General features: G+C 50.0%; 23 protein-coding genes and 1 pseudogene. 14 read left to right on the forward strand and 10 right to left on the reverse strand.

Going from position 1 to position 23,860, the window contains the following annotated elements:
* Nucleotides 1-34: 34 nt before the first annotated feature.
* Nucleotides 35-541: pseudogene (locus KTH_RS09130) on the reverse strand (RNA-guided endonuclease InsQ/TnpB family protein); the annotation flags it as partial.
* Between the two features lie 31 nt (nt 542-572).
* Nucleotides 573-1,352 carry a DUF4097 family beta strand repeat-containing protein gene (locus KTH_RS09135; RefSeq protein WP_497618018.1) on the reverse strand — a complete coding sequence of 260 codons (780 nt, stop codon included), beginning with the start codon at nt 1,350-1,352 and terminating at the stop codon, nt 573-575.
* Nucleotides 1,353-1,918: 566 nt separating this feature from the next.
* On the opposite strand from KTH_RS09135, the gene KTH_RS09140 reads away from it, so the two are divergent.
* The 8 genes from KTH_RS09140 to KTH_RS09175 all read left to right on the forward strand — a co-directional run bounded on the left by KTH_RS09140 (nt 1,919) and on the right by KTH_RS09175 (nt 8,322).
* Nucleotides 1,919-2,752: a sensor histidine kinase gene (locus tag KTH_RS09140; RefSeq protein WP_497618020.1), complete on the forward strand. Its 834-nt coding sequence runs from the start codon at nt 1,919-1,921 to the stop codon at nt 2,750-2,752.
* A gap of 123 nt (nt 2,753-2,875) precedes the next feature.
* A complete protein-coding gene (locus KTH_RS09145) occupies nt 2,876-3,073 on the forward strand; it encodes a response regulator (protein WP_497618022.1) in 198 nt (65 codons plus the stop codon).
* 126 nt (nt 3,074-3,199) lie between these two features.
* Nucleotides 3,200-3,592: an IS200/IS605 family transposase gene (gene tnpA / locus KTH_RS09150; protein WP_137686178.1), complete on the forward strand. Its 393-nt coding sequence runs from the start codon at nt 3,200-3,202 to the stop codon at nt 3,590-3,592.
* Complete coding sequence (locus KTH_RS09155; RefSeq protein ID WP_497618024.1) at nt 3,585-4,169, forward strand: RNA-guided endonuclease InsQ/TnpB family protein; 585 nt, start codon at nt 3,585-3,587, stop codon at nt 4,167-4,169. The genes tnpA and KTH_RS09155 overlap by 8 nt, the downstream gene beginning before the upstream one ends.
* A gap of 541 nt (nt 4,170-4,710) precedes the next feature.
* Entirely contained in the window at nt 4,711-6,564 is a 1,854-nt protein-coding gene (locus tag KTH_RS09160) for a reverse transcriptase/maturase family protein (RefSeq protein ID WP_497618026.1), read from the forward strand.
* Nucleotides 6,565-6,576: 12 nt separating this feature from the next.
* Complete coding sequence (locus KTH_RS09165) at nt 6,577-7,350, forward strand: RNA-guided endonuclease InsQ/TnpB family protein (protein WP_497618027.1); 774 nt, start codon at nt 6,577-6,579, stop codon at nt 7,348-7,350.
* Between the two features lie 43 nt (nt 7,351-7,393).
* Complete coding sequence (locus KTH_RS09170; protein ID WP_497618029.1) at nt 7,394-7,990, forward strand: response regulator transcription factor; 597 nt, start codon at nt 7,394-7,396, stop codon at nt 7,988-7,990.
* Nucleotides 7,991-8,022: 32 nt separating this feature from the next.
* The gene (locus KTH_RS09175) at nt 8,023-8,322 is read left to right on the forward strand and encodes a hypothetical protein (protein ID WP_497618030.1); all 300 of its coding nucleotides are present in this window, start codon (nt 8,023-8,025) and stop codon (nt 8,320-8,322) included.
* Nucleotides 8,323-8,496: 174 nt separating this feature from the next.
* On the opposite strand, the gene KTH_RS09180 is transcribed toward KTH_RS09175, so the two are convergent.
* Nucleotides 8,497-8,865, reverse strand: coding sequence for a hypothetical protein (locus tag KTH_RS09180; RefSeq protein ID WP_497618032.1), 369 nt, complete (start codon nt 8,863-8,865; stop codon nt 8,497-8,499).
* A 1,036-nt stretch (nt 8,866-9,901) separates the two neighbouring features.
* On the opposite strand from KTH_RS09180, the gene KTH_RS09185 reads away from it, so the two are divergent.
* Both KTH_RS09185 and KTH_RS09190 read left to right on the forward strand, forming a co-directional pair.
* Entirely contained in the window at nt 9,902-10,321 is a 420-nt protein-coding gene (locus tag KTH_RS09185) for a hypothetical protein (RefSeq protein ID WP_111324407.1), read from the forward strand.
* 2 nt (nt 10,322-10,323) lie between these two features.
* A complete protein-coding gene (locus KTH_RS09190) occupies nt 10,324-15,504 on the forward strand; it encodes a HEAT repeat domain-containing protein (protein WP_497618034.1) in 5,181 nt (1,726 codons plus the stop codon).
* 853 nt (nt 15,505-16,357) lie between these two features.
* Here the strand turns inward: KTH_RS09190 and KTH_RS09195 are convergent.
* Both KTH_RS09195 and KTH_RS09200 read right to left on the reverse strand, forming a co-directional pair.
* Entirely contained in the window at nt 16,358-17,275 is a 918-nt protein-coding gene (locus KTH_RS09195; protein WP_211326268.1) for a CPBP family intramembrane glutamic endopeptidase, read from the reverse strand.
* Nucleotides 17,256-18,050: a MerR family transcriptional regulator gene (locus KTH_RS09200; RefSeq protein WP_497618037.1), complete on the reverse strand. Its 795-nt coding sequence runs from the start codon at nt 18,048-18,050 to the stop codon at nt 17,256-17,258. The genes KTH_RS09195 and KTH_RS09200 overlap by 20 nt, the downstream gene beginning before the upstream one ends.
* 92 nt (nt 18,051-18,142) lie before the next feature.
* Between KTH_RS09200 and KTH_RS09205 the strand changes: the two genes are divergently transcribed.
* On the forward strand, nt 18,143-18,460 hold the full coding sequence (locus tag KTH_RS09205; RefSeq protein WP_497618039.1) for a hypothetical protein: 318 nt from the start codon (nt 18,143-18,145) through the stop codon (nt 18,458-18,460).
* A gap of 83 nt (nt 18,461-18,543) precedes the next feature.
* Here the strand turns inward: KTH_RS09205 and KTH_RS09210 are convergent, their stop codons facing one another.
* Nucleotides 18,544-18,672 (reverse strand): DUF4180 domain-containing protein, encoded by a 129-nt coding sequence (locus tag KTH_RS09210; protein WP_497618040.1) that lies wholly within the window; start codon nt 18,670-18,672, stop codon nt 18,544-18,546.
* A 138-nt stretch (nt 18,673-18,810) separates the two neighbouring features.
* On the opposite strand from KTH_RS09210, the gene KTH_RS09215 reads away from it, so the two are divergent.
* Nucleotides 18,811-19,089 carry a hypothetical protein gene (locus KTH_RS09215; RefSeq protein ID WP_497618042.1) on the forward strand — a complete coding sequence of 93 codons (279 nt, stop codon included), beginning with the start codon at nt 18,811-18,813 and terminating at the stop codon, nt 19,087-19,089.
* Nucleotides 19,090-19,128: 39 nt separating this feature from the next.
* Here the strand turns inward: KTH_RS09215 and KTH_RS09220 are convergent, their stop codons facing one another.
* Nucleotides 19,129-19,731: a TetR/AcrR family transcriptional regulator gene (locus KTH_RS09220; protein ID WP_497618043.1), complete on the reverse strand. Its 603-nt coding sequence runs from the start codon at nt 19,729-19,731 to the stop codon at nt 19,129-19,131.
* A 978-nt stretch (nt 19,732-20,709) separates the two neighbouring features.
* Between KTH_RS09220 and KTH_RS09225 the strand changes: the two genes are divergently transcribed.
* Nucleotides 20,710-21,879 (forward strand): cytochrome P450, encoded by a 1,170-nt coding sequence (locus tag KTH_RS09225; protein ID WP_497618045.1) that lies wholly within the window; start codon nt 20,710-20,712, stop codon nt 21,877-21,879.
* A 686-nt stretch (nt 21,880-22,565) separates the two neighbouring features.
* Nucleotides 22,566-22,715, forward strand: coding sequence for a hypothetical protein (locus KTH_RS09230; RefSeq protein ID WP_497618047.1), 150 nt, complete (start codon nt 22,566-22,568; stop codon nt 22,713-22,715).
* A gap of 132 nt (nt 22,716-22,847) precedes the next feature.
* Here the strand turns inward: KTH_RS09230 and KTH_RS09235 are convergent, their stop codons facing one another.
* The 3 genes from KTH_RS09235 to KTH_RS09245 are packed head-to-tail and all read right to left on the reverse strand — an operon-like array spanning nt 22,848 to nt 23,745.
* Entirely contained in the window at nt 22,848-23,183 is a 336-nt protein-coding gene (locus KTH_RS09235; protein WP_497618049.1) for an MbtH domain protein, read from the reverse strand.
* 41 nt (nt 23,184-23,224) lie between these two features.
* The gene (locus KTH_RS09240; RefSeq protein WP_497618051.1) at nt 23,225-23,482 is read right to left on the reverse strand and encodes a hypothetical protein; all 258 of its coding nucleotides are present in this window, start codon (nt 23,480-23,482) and stop codon (nt 23,225-23,227) included.
* Nucleotides 23,483-23,511: 29 nt separating this feature from the next.
* Nucleotides 23,512-23,745, reverse strand: a complete 234-nt coding sequence (locus KTH_RS09245) for an MbtH family protein (protein ID WP_497618053.1) — start codon at nt 23,743-23,745, stop codon at nt 23,512-23,514.
* Between the last annotated feature and the right edge of the window lie 115 nt (nt 23,746-23,860).

Genomic DNA, 23,860 nt, shown 5'->3' on the forward strand with positions numbered 1-23,860 from the left:
AACATCGCTCCTCTTCTTGCACTATGTTCCTTAGTTTATCATACCACAGTTTGGCGCCCCCGATGTGAGCCCCTTTTTGGATGAGGCCCACATGCTTGCTGTAGCCCGTGGAGGGAACGATCACGCGCCCATCCAGGGTCAAGATGCTCACCTGGTGATCCTTTTTGAAATGGTAATCGCGCTGATAGTTGTAGGTCAGGGTGGGAGACACATACGTTGGGGCCTGGTCACGTCGTTTCTTCGTGAGACCGGCCTTGCGGGCTTCGGCATTCTGCTTGACTTTTGTCCACAGAGCCTTATAGGTAGCCCCGACCTGTCGAGGGACATTACAGGCCATTTGGGCAGGCAGATGATAGGCCGCACGTATCGTGCCGTAGCATTCACGTTGCAAGGTACGCCCACTACTGGTTTTGCCATGTGCAAAGGCGTACTGACTGACAAAATTCAGGGCGTCACGATAGGCCAGTTGCGTGGCTCTGAGAGCCTGAAACTGGTCAGGCGTCGTATGGAGTTTCAGTTTGGCTGTTATCATCTGGTGCATGATGGCAGTCTAGCACCGTGTCACGAAGCGGTCAATACAATCGGAGTGCGTGAAGGAACACGCCATTCCTCCCCAGGTGTGAACCCAGGGGACTCCTGGCGTGACCCGTTGATGCATTCACTGTCGCTTTCGGACCGCTGCCAGCAGTATCACTTTCGAATTCGTTCTCGACCTTACCGATTCCTGTCGAAAAGTGATAGGAGCCATTTTCGGAGAGCATCAGATCGATGCGACCTGTATTTGTCTTGAAATCATAGGTGCCACCAACTTCCAGCAAGCCCTGGAAGAATATGCTCCCCGTGTTGCTCCTGACTTCAACCTTCCCAGAAAGCACAGTTAGCTTCATTTCCATATTCCCCCCTTTTGTGAGCAAGAGCGAATCGTGAGTGAGCCTGGAATGCCTAACCGTCACAGCCCCACTCTTCGTCTGCATGTCAATGCTCCCTGTAATGTCATCCATCGCAACATTTCCACTGCCAGTTCTCAGGCGCATGTGGTCGGCCAGCGATATATTTTTGACTCTGATGCTCCCGGTATCTGTTTGTACGTTGAGCAAGCGCAAAGCTGTAGTGCTCTGAGTACCTGTAATTTCGATATTGCCAGCCTTTGTAGCCACCTCTAGCCGAGTGGAGGCAGGCAATGCCATTTCCATCGCGACAGGGACACTTCCCGCAAGGAAAGGAGCGTATGAGTCAATATCGATTGCAACCGTATCACCATCCTGCTGATACTTCACCTCTTGTGCTAGACCCAACATTTGTTCAGTTATCTTGACCTCTGTAGTAGCGGCATTTTTAATGATAATCTGCACATTTTCCCGTAGAATTATGCAATTTGATATGCGGATTCGCTGTTACAGAAAAAAGCCCGGGCATTTGTACCCGGTAAAAAACGTATGACTCTCAGCAATCCAACAAGTCCCAGAATGATAAACCAGGGACCAGAGCCGCACCTGAGCGTGTTTGCGCTCTGGAGACGATTTCTGTCGAGGGGCTGCCTCTATCGGTTGAATCTTTTTTCCTGTAGACAGAGACACATCTTCATGCTCTGCTTCCGTTATGTTCAAATGAGGTTGTTCACGAGGATCTCTATTTGTGTCTCTCTGCTCCTCCTGGCCTTGTTGATACGCTTGAGAGGCAGATTGGGAATTTTGACCACTCATAGTTCTGACTCCCTTCCAGGAATATGCCATCTTCTGGCTATCGACGTTGTTGCTGTTTCAAGTGCTGTTGAAATGGGGATGGTTGGAATTGAGGAGGCATCTGGGATTCCGTAACAGGAGGAGATGCCCCCTTGAATTGAAGCTGTTGTGGTTCCTGTACATTTTATCGACGTCTATTCCAGGGAAGCATTGCTCTGATCCTCCTGCCTCTCAGCTTGCTCAATGGAATGGCTGATCTCTGGGGGCATTTTGCGCGACTCATGCTTAGCATTGACGAGCGTGAGCGCGAGTTATTGGAGGCACGCGAGATCATCAAGCGTGAGCGTGCTCGTGCAGACCGTGCTGAGCAACAGCGCTGCGATTTAATCGCCAATCTTTCTCACGACTTGCGTACTCCAGTTGCCAATATTCGGGGGCATGCGGAAGCCCTCTTGAAACTGGCAAACAACGAGGCGAAGTCCCCCGATTCACTCCCGGAACAACAGCGAGCCTATCTGACGATTATTCATCGTGAGGCAATACGCCTGGGAACCCTGTTTGATGAGCTGCTGGCCCTGGCGCGTTCAGAAACGCATGAACTCCATCTCTCGATGACAGCGGTCAACCTCCAGGAAGTCATCGAGGAAGTCTACCAAACCATCAAGCCGCTTGCGTATAGCGAACGTCGTATAACGGTAGGCAAGACCATCGCGCCAGGACTGCCAGCAGTACGAGCGGATCGTCAGAGAGTGCAGCAGGTCTTGCTCAATCTGGTGCGTAATGCCATTACCTATACGCCCCAGGGTGGGCTTGTGGCGATTACGTTGCAACGGGCTGATACAGAGCATCTCGTGCTATCGGTTGCTGATACAGGGATGGGTATCGCACCCGCAGATCAAGCACGCATTTTTGAGCGCTTCTATCGCTCAGAAGATGCTCCGACAGGTGGCGGAGCTGGATTGGGATTAGCGATTGTGCGCGAACTAATCGAGGCGATGGGAGGCTCTGTGACTGTGGAGAGTTCAGTTGGCGCAGGAAGTTGTTTCAGCGTCATTCTGCCAATTGCCTGAACACATGATTGCTGGTACCGCCTGGTTTTTCAGACTGATGCATCTATGATATGATCACTCTAGTGGCTTTTTCCGGTCACGTCGGAAAGAAACAGGTGGAGAGATAGCAAGAGAAAAGACTCCATGGCGCGTATTCTGATTATTGAAGATGAGATTGACCTGAATAATTTGATCAGGGCTGAACTGGTAGCAGATGGGCATCAGGTGGTACAGGCGTTTGATGGACTGGTGGGTGCGCAATACGTAGAGGAGCAGCCTTTTGACCTGGTGATTTTAGCAAAGCGCCCCGTAAACCCCCTAGCTTTAGCTATGGGGATATAAGGGGCGTTCCTTATGGGGTGATTGTGGAAGGGCCGCGTAGGAGGATTGCGACAAAGTCGCAACACTAGATAGCTCAAGATATTGACAATAGGTAGCCTCATGCTGTATACTGCTCCCATGAGTAGGATGAGTTACAAATCAAACAAGAATGTGCTCTATTCTTGCAAATATCATGTGGTCTGGTGCCCCAAGTACAGACGGAAAGTCCTTGTGGAACCAATAGATACACGACTCAAACAAATTATTGAAGAGGTGTGTCAGGAGCACAAGTTTGATATCCTAAGCATGGAGATCATGCCTGATCATGTCCATTTGCTTATCGAATGTGATCCACAATTTGGTATTCATAAGCTTGTGCGACTCCTCAAAGGGCGTTCATCTCGTCTCCTGCGTCAGGAGTTTCCAGTATTGGAGAGGAAGCTCCCAACGCTCTGGACCAATTCCTATTTTGTTTCAACTGTGGGTGGAGCGCCTCTTGCAGTCATCAAACAGTACATAGAGAACCAGAAAAATGTCTAAAGAGAAGAAACAGGCACAACTGAAAAAGACACGCAAACAGAAGAGTCTGAACCTGCGCAACAAGGCGTTTAAATTCCGCATATATCCAACTGAGAAACAAATTGGGAAGTTGCAATGGACGCTCAGGCGGTGCAAGGAACTCTACAATGCTGCTTTGGAAGAGAGACGCGAAGCCTATCGCATGGCTGGTGTGTCTGTTTCTTACTACACTCAGAACAAGCAACGCCCTGAAATCAAAGAGATACGGGAAGAATATCGGGATATCCATAGCCAAGTCCTGCAAGATGTGCTCACCCGTATGGATAAAGCCATGGACAACTTCTTCAGGCGAGTCAAGAATGGGGAAAAGCCAGGATACCCCAGGTTCAAATCGGGAGACCGATACGACAGCTTCACCTATACCCAAAGTGGGTTTGAAATCATGAAAGGCAAGCTCAACCTCTCAAAGAGAGGACGGGTCAAGATCAAGCTCCATCGCGAGATAGTTGGAAAGATCAAGACCTGCACGATGAAACGTGAGGGGGACCAGTGGTATGTGGTTGTGCGCCGTTTCGGCGCCTGTTTAATAGCTCCATAGGAGCAGGAGGCTGAGAGCAAGAACCTCTTAGGGCAACTGACCTACCTAGCGTTGAAAGACAAAGGGGAAAGTAGCATGTCAGTAACGCGGTTAAACGCGAAAGTATGTAGCGTGATGCACCGCAAGCCCTGTACGCATGGTGAAACCTGGATTGGCTGAACCCTAATTTCCAACGGTGCAATACCACACCCGTCGCAGCATACTTGAAGCGACGATACCGTAATACGTGCCTGAACACTGCGGGCACGGAAACAGCTAGCCGAAGATCGCGGCTAGTAAACGCTCTCTACGGTAAGTGACCTACAATGAATAGGTTGAAGGAAATGAACGGGGCACCTAAACGTACTCAACGTTGAACAAGCGCAAATACGGGATCACCTACGGGTGGCGACACCTACGGTGACGGAACCCCCATAGTAGGGAGGGCTGAAAGGCATCAGCCTGAACAAAGGGGCAGTCATTGAAAAATGACGAGAGCTTGCCCTTTGATAAAGGCAAGCAGGGTAGGTATCAATGAGAAACAGATAGCAAGGTACGTGTGATGCGTAGCGCCAACACTATCCTAGAACTCATCCGCGAGCGAGGCAAAAGAGGATTGCCCCTGGAACGGATCTACAAACTCCTGTTCAACAAAGACCTCTACCTCACAGCCTACGGGAAAATCTATCGAAACAAAGGCGTCATGACTCATGGCGTTACCGATGAAACCCCTGATGGCATGTCACTGGAAAAGATTGATGCGATCATAGAAGCGTTGCGATATGAACGGTATCAATGGCTTCCAGCGAGACGAACCTACGTGCCAAAGAAAAACGGGAAAAAGCGCCCGCTTGGCATGCCAGTCTGGTCAGACAAATTGGTTCAAGAAGTGATACGCCTCATTCTTGAAGCCTATTACGAACCAGGTTTTTCTGAACATTCACATGGATTTCGACCTGAACGTGGATGCCATACCGCGCTGAGAGAAATCTACTACAACTGGCATGGAACCACCTGGTTCATAGAGGGAGACATTTCGCAATGCTTCGATAAACTCAGCCATGAATTGCTCCTCAAAGAACTTGGCGAGAAAATTCACGATGGAAGGTTTATCAACCTCATTCAGAAATGGCTCGACGCGGGATACATGGAAGATTGGACGCTGAACCAAACGCTAAGTGGAGTTCCACAAGGCGGTATAGCAAGCCCCATTCTTTCAAACATCCTCCTCGACAAACTGGACAAATTTGTAGAAACGATCCTGATCCCACAATACACCAGAGGGGTCAAAAGAAGAGCGAATCAAGCGTACAAAACCCTTATGCAAAACTCTAGTCGGCAACGACGAAAAGGAAACGTAGAAAGGGCCGAGATCGCAAGAAAGAAAGCTCAACAATTACCGTCTCAAATGACGAATGACCCTGACTACAGACGCCTCAAATACGTGAGATACGCCGATGATTTCCTTTTAGGCTTCATAGGACCAAAATCAGAGGCGGAAGAAATCAAGCAAGCACTCCAAAAGTTCTTGCGAGAAGAACTCAAGCTAGAATTGTCGGAGGAAAAGACGCTCATTACCCACGCCAGGAGCGAAGCGGCACGATTTCTTGGCTACCAAGTAACCATCAACCAAAAAGATGAGAAGCGAACTACCTCCAGGAATGGGCGAGATCGCAGAAACATCAATGGAAAGATCGGATTACAAGTGTCAACAGACGTAATCAAAGCGAAATGTGAACCACTGCTGCGGAACCAGAAAGCAATACATCGAACAGAACTGACGCCAGAGAGCGATTTCTACATCATCTCCAAATATCAGTTAGAGTTCCGAGGTATTGCCAACTATTATCGTTTGGCCTACAATATGCACACACTCAGAAAACTGAAGTGGGTCATGGAAACCTCATTGACGAAAACACTGGCACACAAACACAAGATGTCAGTGGCAAAAGTCTATGAGAAATATGGGACCAAGCTCGTCGTAGACGGCAAGGAATACAAAGGTCTCCAAGTCCGTATACCGCGACAAGATAAGGAGCCGCTAACAGCCACCTGGGGAGGTGTATCGCTATCATGGGATATCGAGGCAACCCTTGAAGAGCAGCCAAAACGTGTCTGGACCGGACGTTCGGAATTGGTACAAAGACTCCTTGCAGATTTCTGTGAACTTTGCGGAAATTCCGAAGATGTAGAGGTACATCATATACAAGGGATGAGAAAAGTCCACGAATACCCAGGGAGACCAAAACCGGAGTGGGTGAAGAGAATGATAGCTCTTCAACGGAAAACGTTACTGCTCTGCAAAACGTGTCATGAGGATGTCGAACATGGACAACCACTAAAACGGCCTACAATCAGTCTCACGGAGGTAAAAGCCCTGAGAAAGAGAGCTAAAGCCTTGATACTGGAGAGCTAGGTGCATGGAAACATGCAAGCCAAGTTCGGGGGAGGGCGGTTGGAAACGTACTCATATGAGCAACGCGCTTGCCGCCTATCCTACTTCACGACTGAATACGAATTTGATCCCTCCATGGCCTTCCATCCCACAACCAGAGAAGTAGGTGTTGATCTAGGAATAAACTCTTTTGCTGCTCTCTCAGATGGAACGTTCATCGAGAACCCCAGGTACTACCGCAATGAGGAAGAGAAGATCCAAGCAGCACACAAGAAGATTGCACGCAGGAAGAAGGGAAGTCATCGGCGAAACCGTGCGAAGAAGGAACTTTCTCGACTCTACCGGAAAGTCCGCAACCGAAGAAGAGACTTCCTGCACAAGCAGTCAAGAAAGCTCGTCAACGAGAATGCGGTTGTGGTGTTCGAAGACCTCCAAGTCGACAAGATGACCAAACGTCCAAAACCAAAGCAGGACGAGAATGGAAAGTATTTACCAAACGGAGCTGCCGCAAAGGGTGGCTTAAACAAGAGCATCTTGGATGCAGGATGGAGTGCCTTTGTCGCTCTCTGTGCAAGCAAAGCGGAAGAAGCTGGCTGTACCGTCGTCAAAGTGGCACCCAAAGATACCTCCCAAGTCTGCTCATCATGCGGGTGTGTGGTGAAGAAGGATTTGAGTGTCCGCTGGCACTCTTGTCCGCATTGTGGGTGTGAACTGGACCGTGACCACAATGCGGCACTTAACATACTCATCCGCTACCGTAAATCAAAAGGGGCAGGAAGTGTCCCACAGTTATCCCCCGTGGGGTAGCTGTAGAAGCCCCTGCATTTATGCATGGGGTGCTTCACACTGGATGCTGCCTGGTCTGGATGGGCTGGCGGTCTGTCGACGTATCAGACAACGCCATCTGGTCCCGATTGTGATGCTCACCGCACGGACCGAGCTGGTTGATCGCGTATTAGGTCTGGAAGTTGGAGCCGATGACTATATCGGCAAGCCGTTTAGCATGCAAGAACTCCGCGCCAGAATCTACGCGATCCTCCATCGTGTCGCTTTTGAACGGCAACATGCACTACCTCCTGCTCCAAAGGCAAATGAGGAAACAACATTGCATTCCCTGAAACCACTACCGCAATTGGAGACAACGCCAGCGCTTGTCCGTGGACCGCTCTCTATTTACCCGGATACCCGCGTTGTGAAGCTCTATGACCAGGAAATTGAGCTGACGCGCAAAGAATATGATCTGCTCCTGCTCCTTGCCTCTTATCCTGGCAGACCTTTTGGCCGCGAGTTCTTGTTAGAGCAGATCTGGGGCGATGGCTACGAGGGCCTGGATCGTGTGGTTGATACCCAGATCACACGTCTCCGGAAGAAACTGGGTCCTTATGGCGAAAAAATTGCCACGGTGTGGGGCATTGGATATCGTTTCCTGGACGAATCTCTGTCATGATGATGCCACCCTCTATCTGCAAAAATGGCATAATGGAAGGAATCAAACCCTTTTCCTCTTTCCAGGCTATGCTGACGCCCCTGCCGATTTTTCAGGGTAAAGTGACAAGTAGTGAGTTGACGATTGAAACGGGGCAAAGTCAGGAAAATAGTGAAGCGGATCTTTTCATTCAAGGAGCGAAAAGGCTTTCCAGACATAGAGAGTATGGAGAAGTCGGAACCTTCTCCATAACGGGCAATCCCCTTGAGCGAGGCTCAGGGGGAGAAACCACCATCAGCGGCACCAAAGGACGGTGTGACCTTTTGCGATGGCGCACCACTGACCTCCAATGATGTTGTGTATAATCTTGATAGAGTGCTTCAGCTCGCTACAAAGTTGCCAACGGCTCTGAGCGCTTTTTCTATGATTTGCGATGCCGATCAGCTTGCAAGTGGGAAACTGAAAACACTGATCGGGACAGTTTGCTGACGCCTGATGAGATTGGGTGTTTTCTTTTCCTCACAAGCCTAAGACAGCGCAGCCGTATAGTGCAGCCAATCAGCACATCCTCCATCATCCCAGGTATTCGTTTCGCCTGAGATAGTGCCATCTCCATACCCATAGACTGCATTATCCTGATAATAGACATTGGTTGTCTGACCGAGACAAAACGTGTTATTCTGCATATGAGACTCAGTCCAGACAGTTGCCGAACTCTTTCCTGGCCCGTAGGAATCTCCAATGCGATGACTTGCCTCAAACCAACCAGTCTCGGAAAGCCACCAACGATTATCACTACCAGAATAAGAGGTCACCACGCTCCCATTGTAGTTAAAAGAAATAGTATCTTGGACCCAGTTTACTGCAATATCGATGGGGTCCCACCATGTTGTCATGAAATTTCCAGACTGAGCTGCATGGCGAAGATGAGCCGTAGAGAAACTCTGCTTCAAGGCTCCTTTCTTCGATCGAGGAGGAGTCAATAATTTTGCTGTCGGGGTACCAACGGCGAGAAGTTGGGTATGCGTTTCAGTAGTCGCGGAAACTTCCACAACTCCCACTTTTTTCTCTTTGTTGGCATGCAGCAAAAAGCGATATCTATATCCCTGCTTCTCCTGGACTCCATGCAACACAAAATACTGAACGCCCTCAGATTCTAAGAGCCCATCAATAGCGAAGACAGTCGCTCTGGCTGGAAAGAGACTCGGATTTGCTAGCGGCGTGAGCGTGCCTGATATCGTCCCATCTTTCACTTTATACGCTTTTGCTACAATAGATGCTGCATGGGCAGAAGTAATATTGAACTCGATAGAAAACATCCCTGCGAAAAGAAGGAGTAAGGTAAGAGAGCACCAAAATCGAATACGCGATTTGAACAGAACCATGACATCTCCTGCACGTTGCTATGAGAGACCAGTATGGCAAAAAAAAGCAGGCGTGCGAAGCCTCCTATGTGCCCGTCGCTGTCAAAATGCCACGCCTTTTTACGCTCCGTTCCATGCTATCTCCCACATTCCTCTTCGGAACAAAAGCAGCGATATAAATTCATTCCGTGTGAAAGGTATATGGAACAAGTAATACAAATGTGTATTACACAACATTCTATATTTACCATTATACCTGTAAAGTAAATAGATACTATTTGAATGCAGATATGGTAGTTTCTCCTCGGAGTGCAGGGAAGGTCGCTGACTTATTTCTGACAGAGGAATGCTGGGCAAAAACAAAATAATATCTCTCTTTCTCCTCGACAGAATCTGAGATGGCTATTGTTCAATAGTATCGGGTTCTGTTTCTTCCCTCCTTCATAGCTCCCTTGTCTTTTCTCTTCAAAAAAGGCTGTTTTTCTCTGCTTTTAATTGACAGGTCGCGATGCGTTTGGTAAAGTAGAAAGAAGCTATGTAGAACACCACAAAAGGAGAATCCTGGAAGATGGAGGACTCAACGATCGTCATTTTGGAGCTTTCCGAAGAAGCACAGCAGTTACTTGAAGACCAGGGAATTGATCTCTATGAGGAGCTTCAGCAAGAAGTACCAAACCTTCGCATGCGTTTGCAGGCTGATCCGGCTGCGCCTGTCGGGAGTCGGGATCTCACCACCGTTTTGCTTGTCACAGCAGCAGTGGCAGGTAGCCTTACCCCTCTCTTGATTCGTTTGATGAACCAAATCACCCCTCCCAACCGGGAAGAGACCTGGGAGATCGAAGAGACGGTCACGAGGAGTCCTGATGGAACGGAAACAATCATGCGTAAAACTATTGTTCGCAAGGGTGAGCAGCGTCCCTGGATCGCGCCACCTCCCTCTGTATCGATGCCAACGCTACCGGCTTCAGAGGAGGAGAAGACGCAGTAGCCATGACCCATAGACGCTTTGCCTATCTCATAGGGGCCAATGGTCCAGCTTCTCGCCGCCTCTCCTATGCTGAACAAGATGTGGAACGCCTGGCTGCTGTGTTTCGCGGGGAACGTTGTCAGTTTATCGCGGTGGAGTCCATTATTGCGGAGAGTCGCCAACAGGTGCTCTCCGGGCTCAAGACGTTTTTAGATCAGTGTCGGTCGGAAGATACAGTGATTGTGGTCTTTGCTGGTCATGGTTGTCTCTATGGAGGTGATTTTTATCTGGTGTGCAATGGGACAGACCTCAATGACCCGGTTGCTACGGCGATCGAATGTGCTGCAATCAAGAAATATATCGAGTATTGTTCGGCTCGCTCGAAAGCGCTCATTTTGGATTGTTGTCGGGCCGGGGCGGCACATCAAGGAATATATCGAGATGTTCCTGACGAACGCGCTGCATTGCAATCTCTCTTTCATGGCTGTTCTCACTTTATTCTTTCAGCCTGTTCCCACAGAGAGAAGGCTTTAGAATTGGAGCATTTAGATGGAGGGTCGGGGTTTCTCTCCTGGGCGATACGGGCTGCCTGCACGACTCACTTTGCCTGCGTCTCTCCAGATAAGATGTCACTCTCGCTGCAAGATATCTGGGCATGGATGCCGCAAGCGTTGCAGGAGGTGAAAGAGGTGAAAGAGCAACATGGCGTTCACGAGTTGTTGCCTGAGCCGTGGCTCTTTGGTGAGCAGAAGGGGGGAAACTGGGAAATCTGGCTGACCGATCCGCCTAAGAAGGAAAGAGTTGCTCGGCGAGATCTGAGTCAAGCTCGTCAACGTTACCTCGAACACGTGAAGCGTCTCTACGAAAACGTGAGACTGCCATTTGGACCTGATGGCCTCTCCTTACATGCATTGTATCAACCACTCCGTTTATTGCCGAGTTCTCGATCTGCTGAGGATCTGTCACGAGACGAGCGGCGCTTTTTGCCAGACGAAGATGAGCAGGTAGCGAAGAAACAGAAGGAACTCGCTGTTCAGCATGTGGTGGTTGCTCATATTGAAGAAGCGTTAGAGAAAAGCACTTCGGGTCGGCTCATTGTCCTGGGAGGGCCCGGCAGTGGAAAGACAACAACACTCAAGTATCTGATCTCTGTTTTTGCCCAAAAAGCGCTTGAAGATAGCGCGGCTCCGCTGCCTCTTTTCATTTCGTTATCAGAACTTGCTCGCATCAATCTTTCCATCTCCGAGTATCTCAACGAAATAGTGAAAGAGTATGGAATAGAGCGGGAGTTTGCGGAGGTGCTGTGGCAGGCGATTGAGGAAGGACAAGCGTGCCTGTGTCTGGACGGACTGGATGAGGTGAAAGCGCAGGATCGTACCAGACTCATCGAGTGGATCAATCACCAGAGTGCCAGGCAAGGAGGCCTCTGGCTGGTAGGTTCCCGTTTCACGGAATACAAGGGAGGACAGTTTCAGCAAGGACGTTTTGCCGAGTGGGAGCTTCAGCCACTCGACGAGAACCATCAGAAAGAACTGCTCAGACGCTTATTTCCTGAGCTGGAGCGTGTGTTTCTGGTTCAGCGCCAGTCACCTCCAGATATCGACACCTTTCTACATCAGCTAGCACAGGATATGCAGGTCACAAGCTGGTGTGAGAACCCCTTACTACTCAGTCTGGCAGCAGCGGTCTATGTGCGAAGCGGAAGCTTGCCCTCCAATCGAGCCCAATTGTATCAGCAAGCTATCGAGGCGGTCCTTGCCTGCCGAAACGCTGATCCTATCATTCGGGAACTGGTTCTGTTTCGATTAGAAGAGCTGGCACTGTGGGTGCATCAGTCTCGTGGTCGGGTGTTTACACTGGAAGAGCTGCTTCTGTTCTTTCGCGAGGTACAGGGCTGTTCTGATACTGAAGTTGGACAGATTGCCAGAAACCTGCTGCAATCGGGGGTGGTAGAGAGCGTAGCGAACAAGACGTATGGCTTTCGGCATCTGACCTTCCAGGAGTATTGTGCTGCCCGTGCATTGGCCCGCCAGCTCTGTAGCCGTGATCCGCGTGCCAGAGAGGCCGGATGGCAATTGCTCCAGGAAAAGCGCACATATAGCCGCTGGAGCGAGGTGTTCAAATTGCTGGCGGTCACATTGCTGCAAGCGCATAAGAAAGCGGGTCTGGCGGTAATCCAACGTTGGTTAGAAGCCTTGCTTGAACAGCAGGAGACGCCAGAGGGAGACCCCGGGAACCTATGCCTGCTTCAGGCGCTTCAACTGCTTATTGAACTGGCTTCATTTCCTGCACCTCTGCTTCCAATAGTGGAAAGAGTTTTTCAGCAGTGGAATCAAGAGTTGTGGGAAGCTGTCGAGCAGCAGCGTACAGGGAAACGGAACCATTTGCTCGCAGCTCTTCAGGGGGGAAAGCGTCTCCCTGAAGCTGTACGATCCGCATGGACGAACTCTTTACAGCAGTTGTTGCAAGCTACTTTACTGTATAACGATTTTTATAGTAACTTTGATGTAATTATAGCTTTAATTCAACTTGGTGCAGTAGATCAGGCATTCCGAGTGTTGCTTGAAAAATCTATGAACTATTCTTCTTCGGTTTTCTCAGTAGAAATAGTAAAATGTGTCTCATTCTCCTTATTAGAAGACGCTTTCTTCTCAACTGATAAAAGGAAAAGAAGGTTTGTAATCCCTTTTTTAGGGGAACGAGATGATATCCCGGATACATGGATAGAAATGGCCTGTAATGATGAGGATAGGTATGTAAGAGCAGCAGTGGTGAAGGCAGTGGGAGCGAGGGTAGAGGTAGAGAGGTTATTGCCGCTACTCAAGGATGAGGATAGGTATGTAAGAGCAGCAGTGGTGAAGGCAGTGGGAGCGAGGGTAGAGGTAGAGAGGTTATTGCCGCTACTCAAGGATGAGGATTGGTATGTAAGAGAGTGTGTGATAGAAGCATTAGGGCAGATGGTAGAGGTAGAGATATTATTGCCATTACTCAAGGATGAGGATGGGGATGTGAGAGCAGCAGTGGTGGAGGCAGTGGGAGCAAGGGTAGAGGTAGAGAGGTTATTGCCGCTACTCAAGGATGAGAATCGGTATGTGAGAGCAGCAGTGGTGAAGGCAGTGGGAGCGAGGGTAGAGGTAGAGAGGTTATTGCCGCTACTCAAGGATGAGGATGGGAATGTGAGAGCAGCAGTGGTGGAGGCAGTGGGAGCGAGGGTAGAGGTAGAGAGGTTATTGCCGCTACTCAAGGATGAGGATGGGAATGTGAGAGCAGCAGTGGTGGAGGCAGTGGGAGCGAGGGTAGAGGTAGAGAGGTTATTGCCGCTACTCAAGGATGAGGATGGGTATGTGAGAGTAGCGGTGGTGGAGGCAGTGGGAGCGAGGGTAGAGGTAGAGAGGTTATTGCCGCTACTCAAGGATGAGGATGGGAATGTGAGAGCAGCAGTGGTGAAGGTAGTGGGAGCAAGGGTAGAGGTAGAGAGGTTATTGCCGCTACTCAAGGATGAGGATTGGCGTGTAAGAGCAGCGGTGGTGGAGGCAGTAGGGCCGAGGATAGAGGTAGAGAGGTTATGGCCGCTACTCAAGGATGAGGATTGGGATGTGAGAGCAGCGGTGGTGAAGGCAGTGGGAGCGAGGGTAGAGATAGAGAGGTTATTGCCATTACTCAAGGATGAGGATTGGTATGTGAGGAGAAAAGTGGTAGAAGTAATAGGGCATAGAGTAGAGGTAGAGAGGTTATTGCCATTACTCAAGGATGAGGATGGGTCTGTGAGAGCAGCAGTGGTGAAGGTAGTGGGAGCAAAGGTAGAGATAGAGAGGTTATTGCCATTACTCAAGGATGGGTCTGTGAGAGAGGTAGTGATAAGAATATTGAGAGAGCGTGTGGAGCTAAAAAAACTATTACTTTTCCTTGAGGATAAGGTACAGGCCAAGCTAGCAGCAATAGAAATGGTAGAAGAAAAAGAAGAAGAGATACAGTTCATTTTACCACTGCTCAAGGATGAGGATTGGGATGTGAGAGCAGCAGTGGTGAAGGCAGTGGGAGCAAGGGTAGAGATAGAGAGGTTATTGCCATTACTCAAGGATGAGGATGGGTCTGTGAGAGCAGCAGTGGTGAAGGTAGTGGGAGCGAGAGTAGAGGTAGAGAAGTTATTGCCGCTACTCAAGGATGAGGATTGGCGTGTGAGAGCAGCAGTGGTGAAGGCAGTGGGAGCAAGGGTAGAGGTAGAGAGGTTATTGCCGCTACTCAAGGATGAGGATTGGCGTGTGAGAGCAGCAGTGGTGAAGGTATTGGGAGCGAGGGTAGAGGTAGAGAGGTTATTGCCGCTACTCAAGGATAAGTATGGGGATGTGAGAGCAGCAGTGGTGAAGGTATTGGGAGCGAGGGTAGAGGTAGAGATATTATTGCCGCTACTCAAGGATGAGGATTGGGATGTGAGAGCAGCAGTGGTGAAGGTATTGGGAGCGAGGGTAGAGGTAGAGATATTATTGCCGCTACTCAAGGATAAGTATGGGGATGTGAGAGCAGCAGTGGTGAAGGCAGTGGGAGCAAGGGTAGAGGTAGAGATATTATTGCCGCTACTCAAGGATAAGTATGGGGATGTGAGAGCAGCGGTGGTGAAGGCAGTGGGAGCAAAGGTAGAGGTAGAGACGTTGTTGCCACTGCTAGAAGATGAGTATGCAGATGTGAGACGGGCTGCAGTTGAAGAAATCGAACACCATAGCGCGATGCTTTCTGATGAAGCATTGCTCGCTCTTATTGGAGATGAAGCAGGTTCTGTACGTAAAGCGGCTCTGAACGTTGTGCGGAGACATAGGCCCGAGTTATTGTCAGAGATATATGCGGAGGCGCACGCGATTCTCCAACACCAGCCACCCGGGAAAATCTTTCGTTCTCTTTCCTTTATCGTTGTTGCGCAAATGATCGGTGAACTGAGGCTTTCGGGTCCCGCATCTTTTGCAAAGTTAGAAGAGTACCTGCACTGGCATCATTGGCAGACTCGTCTTGCCGCAGTTCGTGCACTTGCACAGATTCGCCGGCATATTCCGGACCATCTGGTGCAGCTCCTCCTGGTTTTAAGGAGGAATGATCCCAGTATGCCGGTTCGTCATGCAGCTGATGATGCGCTCGCTGACATTCTCACAATCGAACCTATGGAAGATGAATGGGATGAAGCAGATGAAGACTCCGCTCTTTCTGATATATGAACTGTTGCATCCTTTCCCACTCATTTGTTCGCTTGTGTCTTGACACGGGTATTTTGCAGAAAGTGTATAGTAGAAAAGAGCATGATATGGAAGGTGACAAAGAAATTGAGCGAAGTTACTGAAATATTCTTTCAGCTATCTTTTACAAGTTGTTTTAGCAACCTATATATACATAGCGGAACCGAGCAAATATTGCTGGGTTCTTGGAGTGTGTGACCTTGCGGGCAAATGAGATTGAGTGTCTGAAACCCATCAGAGGTAAACATAGCTCGATAGGGAAAACCTCTTTCACGATGAGTGAGAGGGCTGATCTGATATCTTCATCATCTTCGACAATATGCACCATTTTGATATGCACCATTTTGATAGGAGAGGGCTCTTCCCGTTTCATTTGACGAGCGTCTTTGATCTCTTTTCCCTTCTGCACTGCATGTGCGCTTATCCAGCCCGACCGAGCGGACCTGTCTCATCGTGCGTACCTTGACGCTCCCCATGTCTGAAGACAGGGGCCTTCTGGCGCGTCTTGATAATCGCTCGTGTGCGTGGGCGAATTGAGAGACGCCGGAAGGTTGCTCAATCATAGCAGCGGACGAGGCCCATAACGCGCCAGGAAGAGCGCAGAGGTAAGGCTGATCGGTCCACTTCCAACAATCAGCAACTCATGAGCATGATTCTGGATATCCGAAAGGGAGCACTCTATTGAATTGTATGGTGGAAGGAAGTCTCGGCGCCTCTTTTAAAAACGTCGCCCTTGTGAAGAAGCAGCCTCAGACATAATAGAGCCTGATGGCTGCTTCGTGATGCTATCCTTCAAAAAAGGCTACTCTTTGCGTATTACAAATCTGGCTGCTAGCTACAGCATAACTTCTTTCAGACTCAGCAGGAATGGGAGGACGTTTGCCAGCGTGTGGAAAAGGGCAGAAAGCCAGAAATTGCGATAGCGGAACCAGAAGTAGCCGAACAGCACGCCCATTGCTCCTTGAAAGCTAACCACTGCCGCAAGTGCGAGCAGAGCATCAAGCAGTGGTTGTCCCGTTTGCCCCAACCAGGCAGACTGAAAGCGAGTTGGAAAATGCATCCAGGCAAACAGAAACGCTGCGAGTGCGATCCCGTTCCCGTGACCGAAGAGAAGTTCGAGCCGTGTCTGGAGCAGCTTGCGGTAGAGAAGTTCTTCAGCAATGCCTGCCGTCAGAATATTGGTGACGAGGGATAGAACCAGGTAATCAAGCCAGGTCTCTTTTGAAAGGCCAGGGATCCGGGTAGCAGATATCGCGAAGAAGCCGCCACTGGTAAGCAAACAATACGCCAGAATGACTATACAAGGGATGAGCCATCGCCTGAGCGATCGGGTAGACTTCTCGTTCTCTAAAGGCTTATGTCTGGAGGACAGGAAGAGAACACAAGAGTATACCAGGATCAAAAGTACTTTGGCGAAAAAGTAACCATCTTGACCCCAAAGAATCTGGGCAAGCAGCAAGAGCCAGGGAAGGACCAACGTATAGCCGATGAGCAGATAGGTTCCCTTCTTCATCTGTGGGCGCATCTCTTCGGCAAGCGCTCCGGTTTGCCCGGCTGGAAGCAGGCGGATGAGCCCAAGCAGTATCGCAATGAGCAGCAGGTATGGGAGCAAGCTTATAGGAGCTGTTCCATCCCCACGACTTGGCGAGATTTGCTGATAGCCACAGGCAAATAACAGGCCCACACTCATCACCAGAAGCGCGATCCCTCCTATCAACCAGGAAGCCCGTTGCTTAGCAATTTTCGGTTTCATTTCGTTCTGTGTTTGTAGCATTTTCGTTGTGCTCCGTCTGTGCTATATACCAATCCACAATAGCATCTATATAGGTCATCGTTTCGGCGTCGAGGCCGTAGAGCCGGGCAGGTTGTCCGGGCTGTGGCCGAATCAACTCCCAGTATTTCCCGGTCAGTTCCTCGTTTCCCTGAAAGAGTTCATCAGCATAGGCGACAATTTCTTCTGCCAGTCGTTGAGAGGCAGGCGAGTCAGGAGGTTCATGCATGTGTTCACGAACCTCTCGTAGCAGACGTGTCCAGGTCTGGGTTTTCGGATCATCGGTGTGCAGTTCCGGCAAGTTCGCCAGGATAGCCTGTTCCGTTGGAGTAAAGTGGCGGGCGCGAAACTGTTGCCGCTGCTGTGTGCCTGCTTGAGCCGCTTCGAGAAAGAGACGAAGATCCTCAGCCTGTAGCTTCTCCTTGATCTCAATCGCGTTCAATGCGACCTGTAAAGCATCTTCCAATTGTTGCAGGCGTTGTTTTTCTTCCTTGACGGCCTGTAACTGGTAATGCAGCGATGTTTTCCATTGCTCTTCCTTTGGGTGCTCTGTCAGCATTTCTCGAATCTGGAGCAAGGAGAAGCCTAATTGTTTCAGCGCAAGAATAGTATAGAGTGTGACCGTATCCTCAGCGGAGTAGTAACGATAGCCACTCTCTGTAACGATAGAAGGCTTGAGTAACCCTAGCTCATCGTAGTAGCGCAGAGTTCGAATAGAGACCTGCGCTTCTTTTGCAAGCTGACCTATACGATACATGAGTTTCCTTTCCTTTCTTCTGGTTGGTAGTATAACCCTTCCGTTAGCGTGAGAGTCAAGCCTTTTTTATTATTGGGTGTTTCGATACTCCGGTGACGGCACAGCAATGCATCGAAAAGCGGATCCTTGATCTCAACACGCAACTGAAAGTCTTTCAGCAGGCTTCGATATCTACTATCGGGCGTGTGGGAGCAGAGGAGCTATACAGCGACGCTCAGGCATTGAACACGTGTGAGGTCACGCTTAAAGTGGTCATGCTGGTAGCACAGCTTCCGGAAAAGAAGGTCTTTCTGGCTGCTTGTAGCTCTACACAGAGCTCCTTGGAGCAATATCGAAAACAGGCCTTTTTGCCAATGCTTGACAGCCTGACAATCTCTTCTTCATGGTCGGGGAAAGGCGAGCCGTCGTAGAAATCGGAAGGGGCTGCTTTCAGGACAGCGACGGCCTTGCTTCATCAGTGCCTCTGAAGGTGCTGTAAGTGCTCTTCGAGTTCTTAGAGGTTTGAAGCGAACCAGAGCTGATCGCCATTGTTCGTGTCATACACGAAGTCTCTGAAGCCACGGCTCTGAGCCACATATTGCGAGATGTCGTCGAGGATCGCAACACGGCAGCGATAGTTCACCAGGAAGCGCCAGAAGGCCCCTGTCTTTAGATAAGGGGATGCATGGCGCATGCAGAAAAAGCAGCAGAGACCACGTGACAGCCCGAGCGGTGATGGTATGATTTCACACAACAGAGGATGACGGAAAAGGAGCAAGGGATGCTGATCTCCGAAAGCAAGCTTGCTGCCTCAAAAGCACAATGTGCTGCCATTGAGGAAGTCATCCGCGCCACCCAATTCATTCTTTTGTTGGTTCTTCTTCCTGGCTTTTTGATGACATTTCCGAACCTGGGTAAGGGAACCGATGTTCCTGATGCAGTGGCAGGCTGTCCCACTCCTGAGAGCTCCCAGGCACGGGGAAAAGCGCTCTCGCTCGCACAAAATAGGCAAGGGCATGCGCTTTATCTGGCAGCGCTGTCGGTACACCTTGCATGCTGATCTGGTGGGGCCCGAAATCTCGTGCTGAAAAAGAGCGCGCTAAGAGGGCGTGCTTTCATATGTACGCAAGCCTGCTGCAAGGATATCAAGCACCTCGCGCGCTATTGCCTGCCTCTTTTCGCTGTTTTGTTCAGGGATAGCATACACGCTTTCGATCAGGCCAAGAATAGCACCTGCTACGTGGGCAAAATCATGATGTCCAATCTCGCCACGCTCATAAGCGCTACGAAGAGCGCCCTCAATAGGGGAGAGCATGGAGCTGTAAGCAAGCTCAGTGAGCTGACGGGCATGAGCGGGATCGAGAGCGGGCATATCCGAGTAGACAAGGCGCACCAGATCCATAGGAGGCTGAGAGAGCAACCAATCTGATACCGCATAGAGCACAGCCTGGAGATTCGGGGCAGCCTGGGAAATGGCAGAAGAAAGCCCCTGTCGATGATGATGAAAATTACGCTCAATCACTTCCATGAAAAGGTGTTCCTTTCCCTCAGGGACGTGATGATAGAGCGTCGTATGGTGCACACCGATGCTGGATGCAATATCCCGCAGAGTGACAGCACGATACCCGCGTTCCGCGAACAACTTTTCGGCACCGTCAAGGACCCGTTCACGAGCATTTGTCGGTTCAAGAGAGCGTGGCATGTCTTTTCCCCACCAATTTATTTGTTAGTGGCACTGTACCAGAAAAGGAGGGGGCTGTCAAGGCGCGAGTGAACGGTCAGGAAATAGGGAGGAGGGATGTCAGCTTGTGTGAGGTAGTGAAGATGTTATGGGAGATATAATGATGTGTATAGTATATTTGACGTAAAGTATAGTAAAAATGATAATGTGAGATGAAACTGTTGGAAAGGGGTGGGATGCTGAAAATACAAGATGGAAAGAGAGAGATAAAAGATGCCTCCTGGGCCAGTCTACAGAGGTCTCGCGTCAGAGGTTGCCAGTCCTTACAAACCACCATAACAACTCCCCGGCGGATTTGTACCGTCGCGCTTCTCATGAAGCAGCGTGGAGCTCTCATGGTGGTAGGCTGGTGTATAGGAGACTTTGGGAGCCTGAAATGATGAAAAAGATTGACAGGATCAATCTTCCTCTGGTATAGTGTTACCAACAAAATGTTTGGTTGGTAACACTGTGACATACTTGCACGGCCTTCCTGCTACCCGCGGATGGGTTCTTATAGAACTGAGCAGTGTTTGCACAATGCTGATATTGCTCTGTCACTGTGTATGGTAGTGTTACCAGTGCCGTCATGCATCATACAACGCTGCACTATCATGTTGAAAACATGGCGGTGTATGCTATTCCTGAGCAGGAGCCCGAGCGGGTATTAGTATGAGAAGTACTTGCTATCCTTCTCCAGACTTCTTGTCCATGAAAAACATAGATACGGAAACGCCCTTTTTTTGGGCTAAAAACCAACCAAACGATTGTTGGATTACAGTCGTACAAAGTAAGGAGTGGAAATGAAGCGTGTTTCCCGTCCGTTTCTTCCTGCATGCCGCTCTGATGAGTGAATCTCAGTCTGGTGAGCAGGAAAGAGCCATAGGTGTTATTACTCAATCTTTTGAAGAGGGCTTGCCCGGTATAAATGGTCAAGGCCCAGGAAAGGAAATCGCCACTATGCATAAAATAATCGAAAGTCCGATCAGGCCGCCTCTTGAGCACTACAAGCAGATGCGTGCGAAGAGTCCCGTCTTCTTCGAGCCGCGAGCCGGGAGTTGGATGGTCTTTCGCTATGCTGAAGCGGTGCGTGTGCTGAACGATCATACCACTTTTTCTTCGGATCCGCGCCGATTCGAGGATCTCCCATCCGGGATGCCCACCATGTTCAGCATCCTGGGTTTGGATGAGCCACGCCACCGAAAGCTTCGCACGATTATCCATCGAGCATTCACTCCCCGTGTTGTAGAGAAACTGGCACCGCGTATCAGCGTTATTACTCATGCACTCCTCGATCAGGTACAGGTGCGTGGTGAGATGGATGTGATCCAGGATTTTGCCTATCCGCTGCCACTGACTGTCATTGCTGAGCTCCTGGGTGTGTCAGTGGAAGATCGTGTGAAGTTCCATGCCTGGTGTAACACATTGACCACTGGTTACCAGTTTGAAGACAGAACCAGCTTCTCCCAGAGCCGCGAGGAGAGTTTGCAAGCTCTGAACGCTTACTTTGGGGAAGTGCTCAAAGCGAGGCGTGCGGCCCTTGGGGACGATCTCATCAGTCTTCTGCTTGCCGCTGAGGTGGATGGAGAGAAACTGAACGATGAAGAATTGTTGGAGTTCTGTCTGTTACTGTTGATAGCAGGTCACGAAACTACGGCGAATCTGCTGGGCAACGCGGTGGTCTGCTTTGATACCTATCCTGATGTTGCTAACCAGTTGCGGGAGGATCCTTCGTTGATGCCCGGAGCGATTGAAGAGATTCTGCGCTGTTTCCCCTCGGTTGCAAGCGATTTTCGTTTCACAACAACTGAAACGACCCTGGGGGGACAGCAGATCGGTAAATATCAACCGATACTGGTGATGGTGGACTCTGCGAATTATGATGAAGCTCAATTCTCAAATGCAGACTACTTCGATATCCAGCGTTATCCTAACCGTCATCTCACTTTCGGCCACGGCATTCACTTCTGCCTGGGTGCGCCTCTGGCACGGCTGGAGGCTAGGATTGCCTTGCCGATCTTGCTGGAGCGCTTTCCCGACTTGAAGGCTGTTCCCGCTCAAGTTGTTGAGCCAATCAAAAGCCCCTTTCTCGCAGGAGTTAAGCATTTCTATGTAAAAACAGGCCACTGAGAAGACGAAGAGGGCGAGCACGCATTTTTGTTCCACTGTTTGGATATCTGAGCGTTTCACTTCAGTAGCGGCTCGGGATGCTCTCGTCTTCAGGCAGGAGAGGAATGAGCCTGCTGCAACGGTTGCTCAAGCGGGCCAAAGAGAGAACAGCAGTGTCTCCCTCTCAAACATGACAATTGCCTCAGAATGATGGTTACAGACTTTTAGTCTATAACCATCAAAGCATACAGCAAGAGACAATCGCGCAGTGAACTGACACTCGCGTCGAACGGAGAACACTTCTTGTTCGGCAGGACCGGGCGAGAACGGGGCAGGTGTCACTTATCCCTGATGTGTCGGACAAGGAAGCCAAAGCAATCTTTCTGTGAAGGGGCTGAACTGTGGTGGAGTCCAGACACAAACCTCCTCCTTCTGGTGAAGGTGATTGACTTCGTGCCTGAGGGAAGCTGCTGTGAATGGATAGTTCAATAGTATTATTCTTGAGTAAGTAGCTGAAATAGGTACAAAGAAGCAGGAAGATGTTTCTATCCCATTTGTTTGTGTCTGTAAAGTGATAGGATCCTTCCTGCCCTTGCCTCAATTCTCTGTCAACTCAGGAAAGCATCTCCTCATCAGTCATCAAAGCATAGTGATAACGCTGAAAAATGATCGGCCTCTATGACCATTGCGCGTATCAGGTGTTTTACATGTTTGTCATTGTCCAGCGGGGAAAAACACTGACCTCTTCCGTCGGAGAGCCGGGTATACAGCGGATGGCCTGGGATGTGCTGGCACAGCCGGGAGCGACTGATCTGATCCTGCATAGAGGGCTTGCAAGGCTGTGCCAGAAGCTTTGATGCGTCGAACTCGACAGAGGACTATCGAGAGGATGAACACCTCTGCTGTAACCCGGAACTGAACAGCAGAGCAGGGAGAGGCTCCAGTGTTCGGTTCTCAATGAGAGAAGGGTAGCCCCCAACGCGGAAGGATCAGGCGGGCTGTCCCTCCATGATGACGAGGTAGCCGGTTCCTCCCTGCGTCGAAAGGTCGATATCAGCAATGCAGCGGACGGGAACATAGTTCAGGGTAAGTGTGCCCTCGACGTGGACCGTACCAGATCCTGTCGCGAAATCGGCCTGACTGAGATCGGTAGAGCTCTGATCGACACGTACACCAAGATCTGTACCCCCGCGTGTCCCCGTAAACTTGAGGAAGACATATCCGAGTTCAGTAAGACGCTGCTGAAATTCCTGTAGTGTGGGCCGTGAGCCACCAATAACAACGGGATGTTTCCCCTGAGAAAGCCGCTGTACAAGCTCGTTCATTGGAAGGTCGCTCCTTTCGTACATGCGAGAATGGGCAAAGATTACGCATCTGCTTGATAGGCATATTGCAGGTCTTCGGGAATCGCAAAGTGAAGGGTTTCCTGACAGAACTCCCGCCATTCGGGTGTCACCTTTGCGAAAAGTGGAGCCTGTTCCTGTACAGGACTGAGGACGACCGTAAAATCATCGCAGAGGTAGCAGATGGTGTCGGCGTCTGGAGGTGTTGCGGTTGGCTGTTCTATCCAGCCGCGAAATTGCCGCAATTCTGCAAGCCGGTACGCTTTACAATATTTGTACATTGTTCCTCTCTTTGCGCGCTGAATACTGTCTACTGCTCTTTCGATTGGGAGGCGACTTCCTCCATATGTTTGCGCAGGCTCAAGGGACGCATATCTGTCCAGACCTCTTTAATGTAAGCCAGGCAGTCGCTTTTCGGTCCCTCATAACCGCACTCGCGCCAGCCCGCAGGTGCCTCGCGATCCGCAAACCAGATAGAATACTGTTCCTCATGATTCACAACAACTTTATAGCGTCTGGTATCCTCATTTTCGTCATGGGACATCTTGCCATCTCCTTTCGAGTGCTTTCTATTGGTGCTTCGCAGTTTGATAGAGCCGCTATAAATGCGCTTGAGCACTGTAAGAGGCTGAAAAAACACCTGTAGATGTAAGTGTACT

The sequence above is a fragment of the Thermosporothrix sp. COM3 genome (assembly GCF_059696735.1).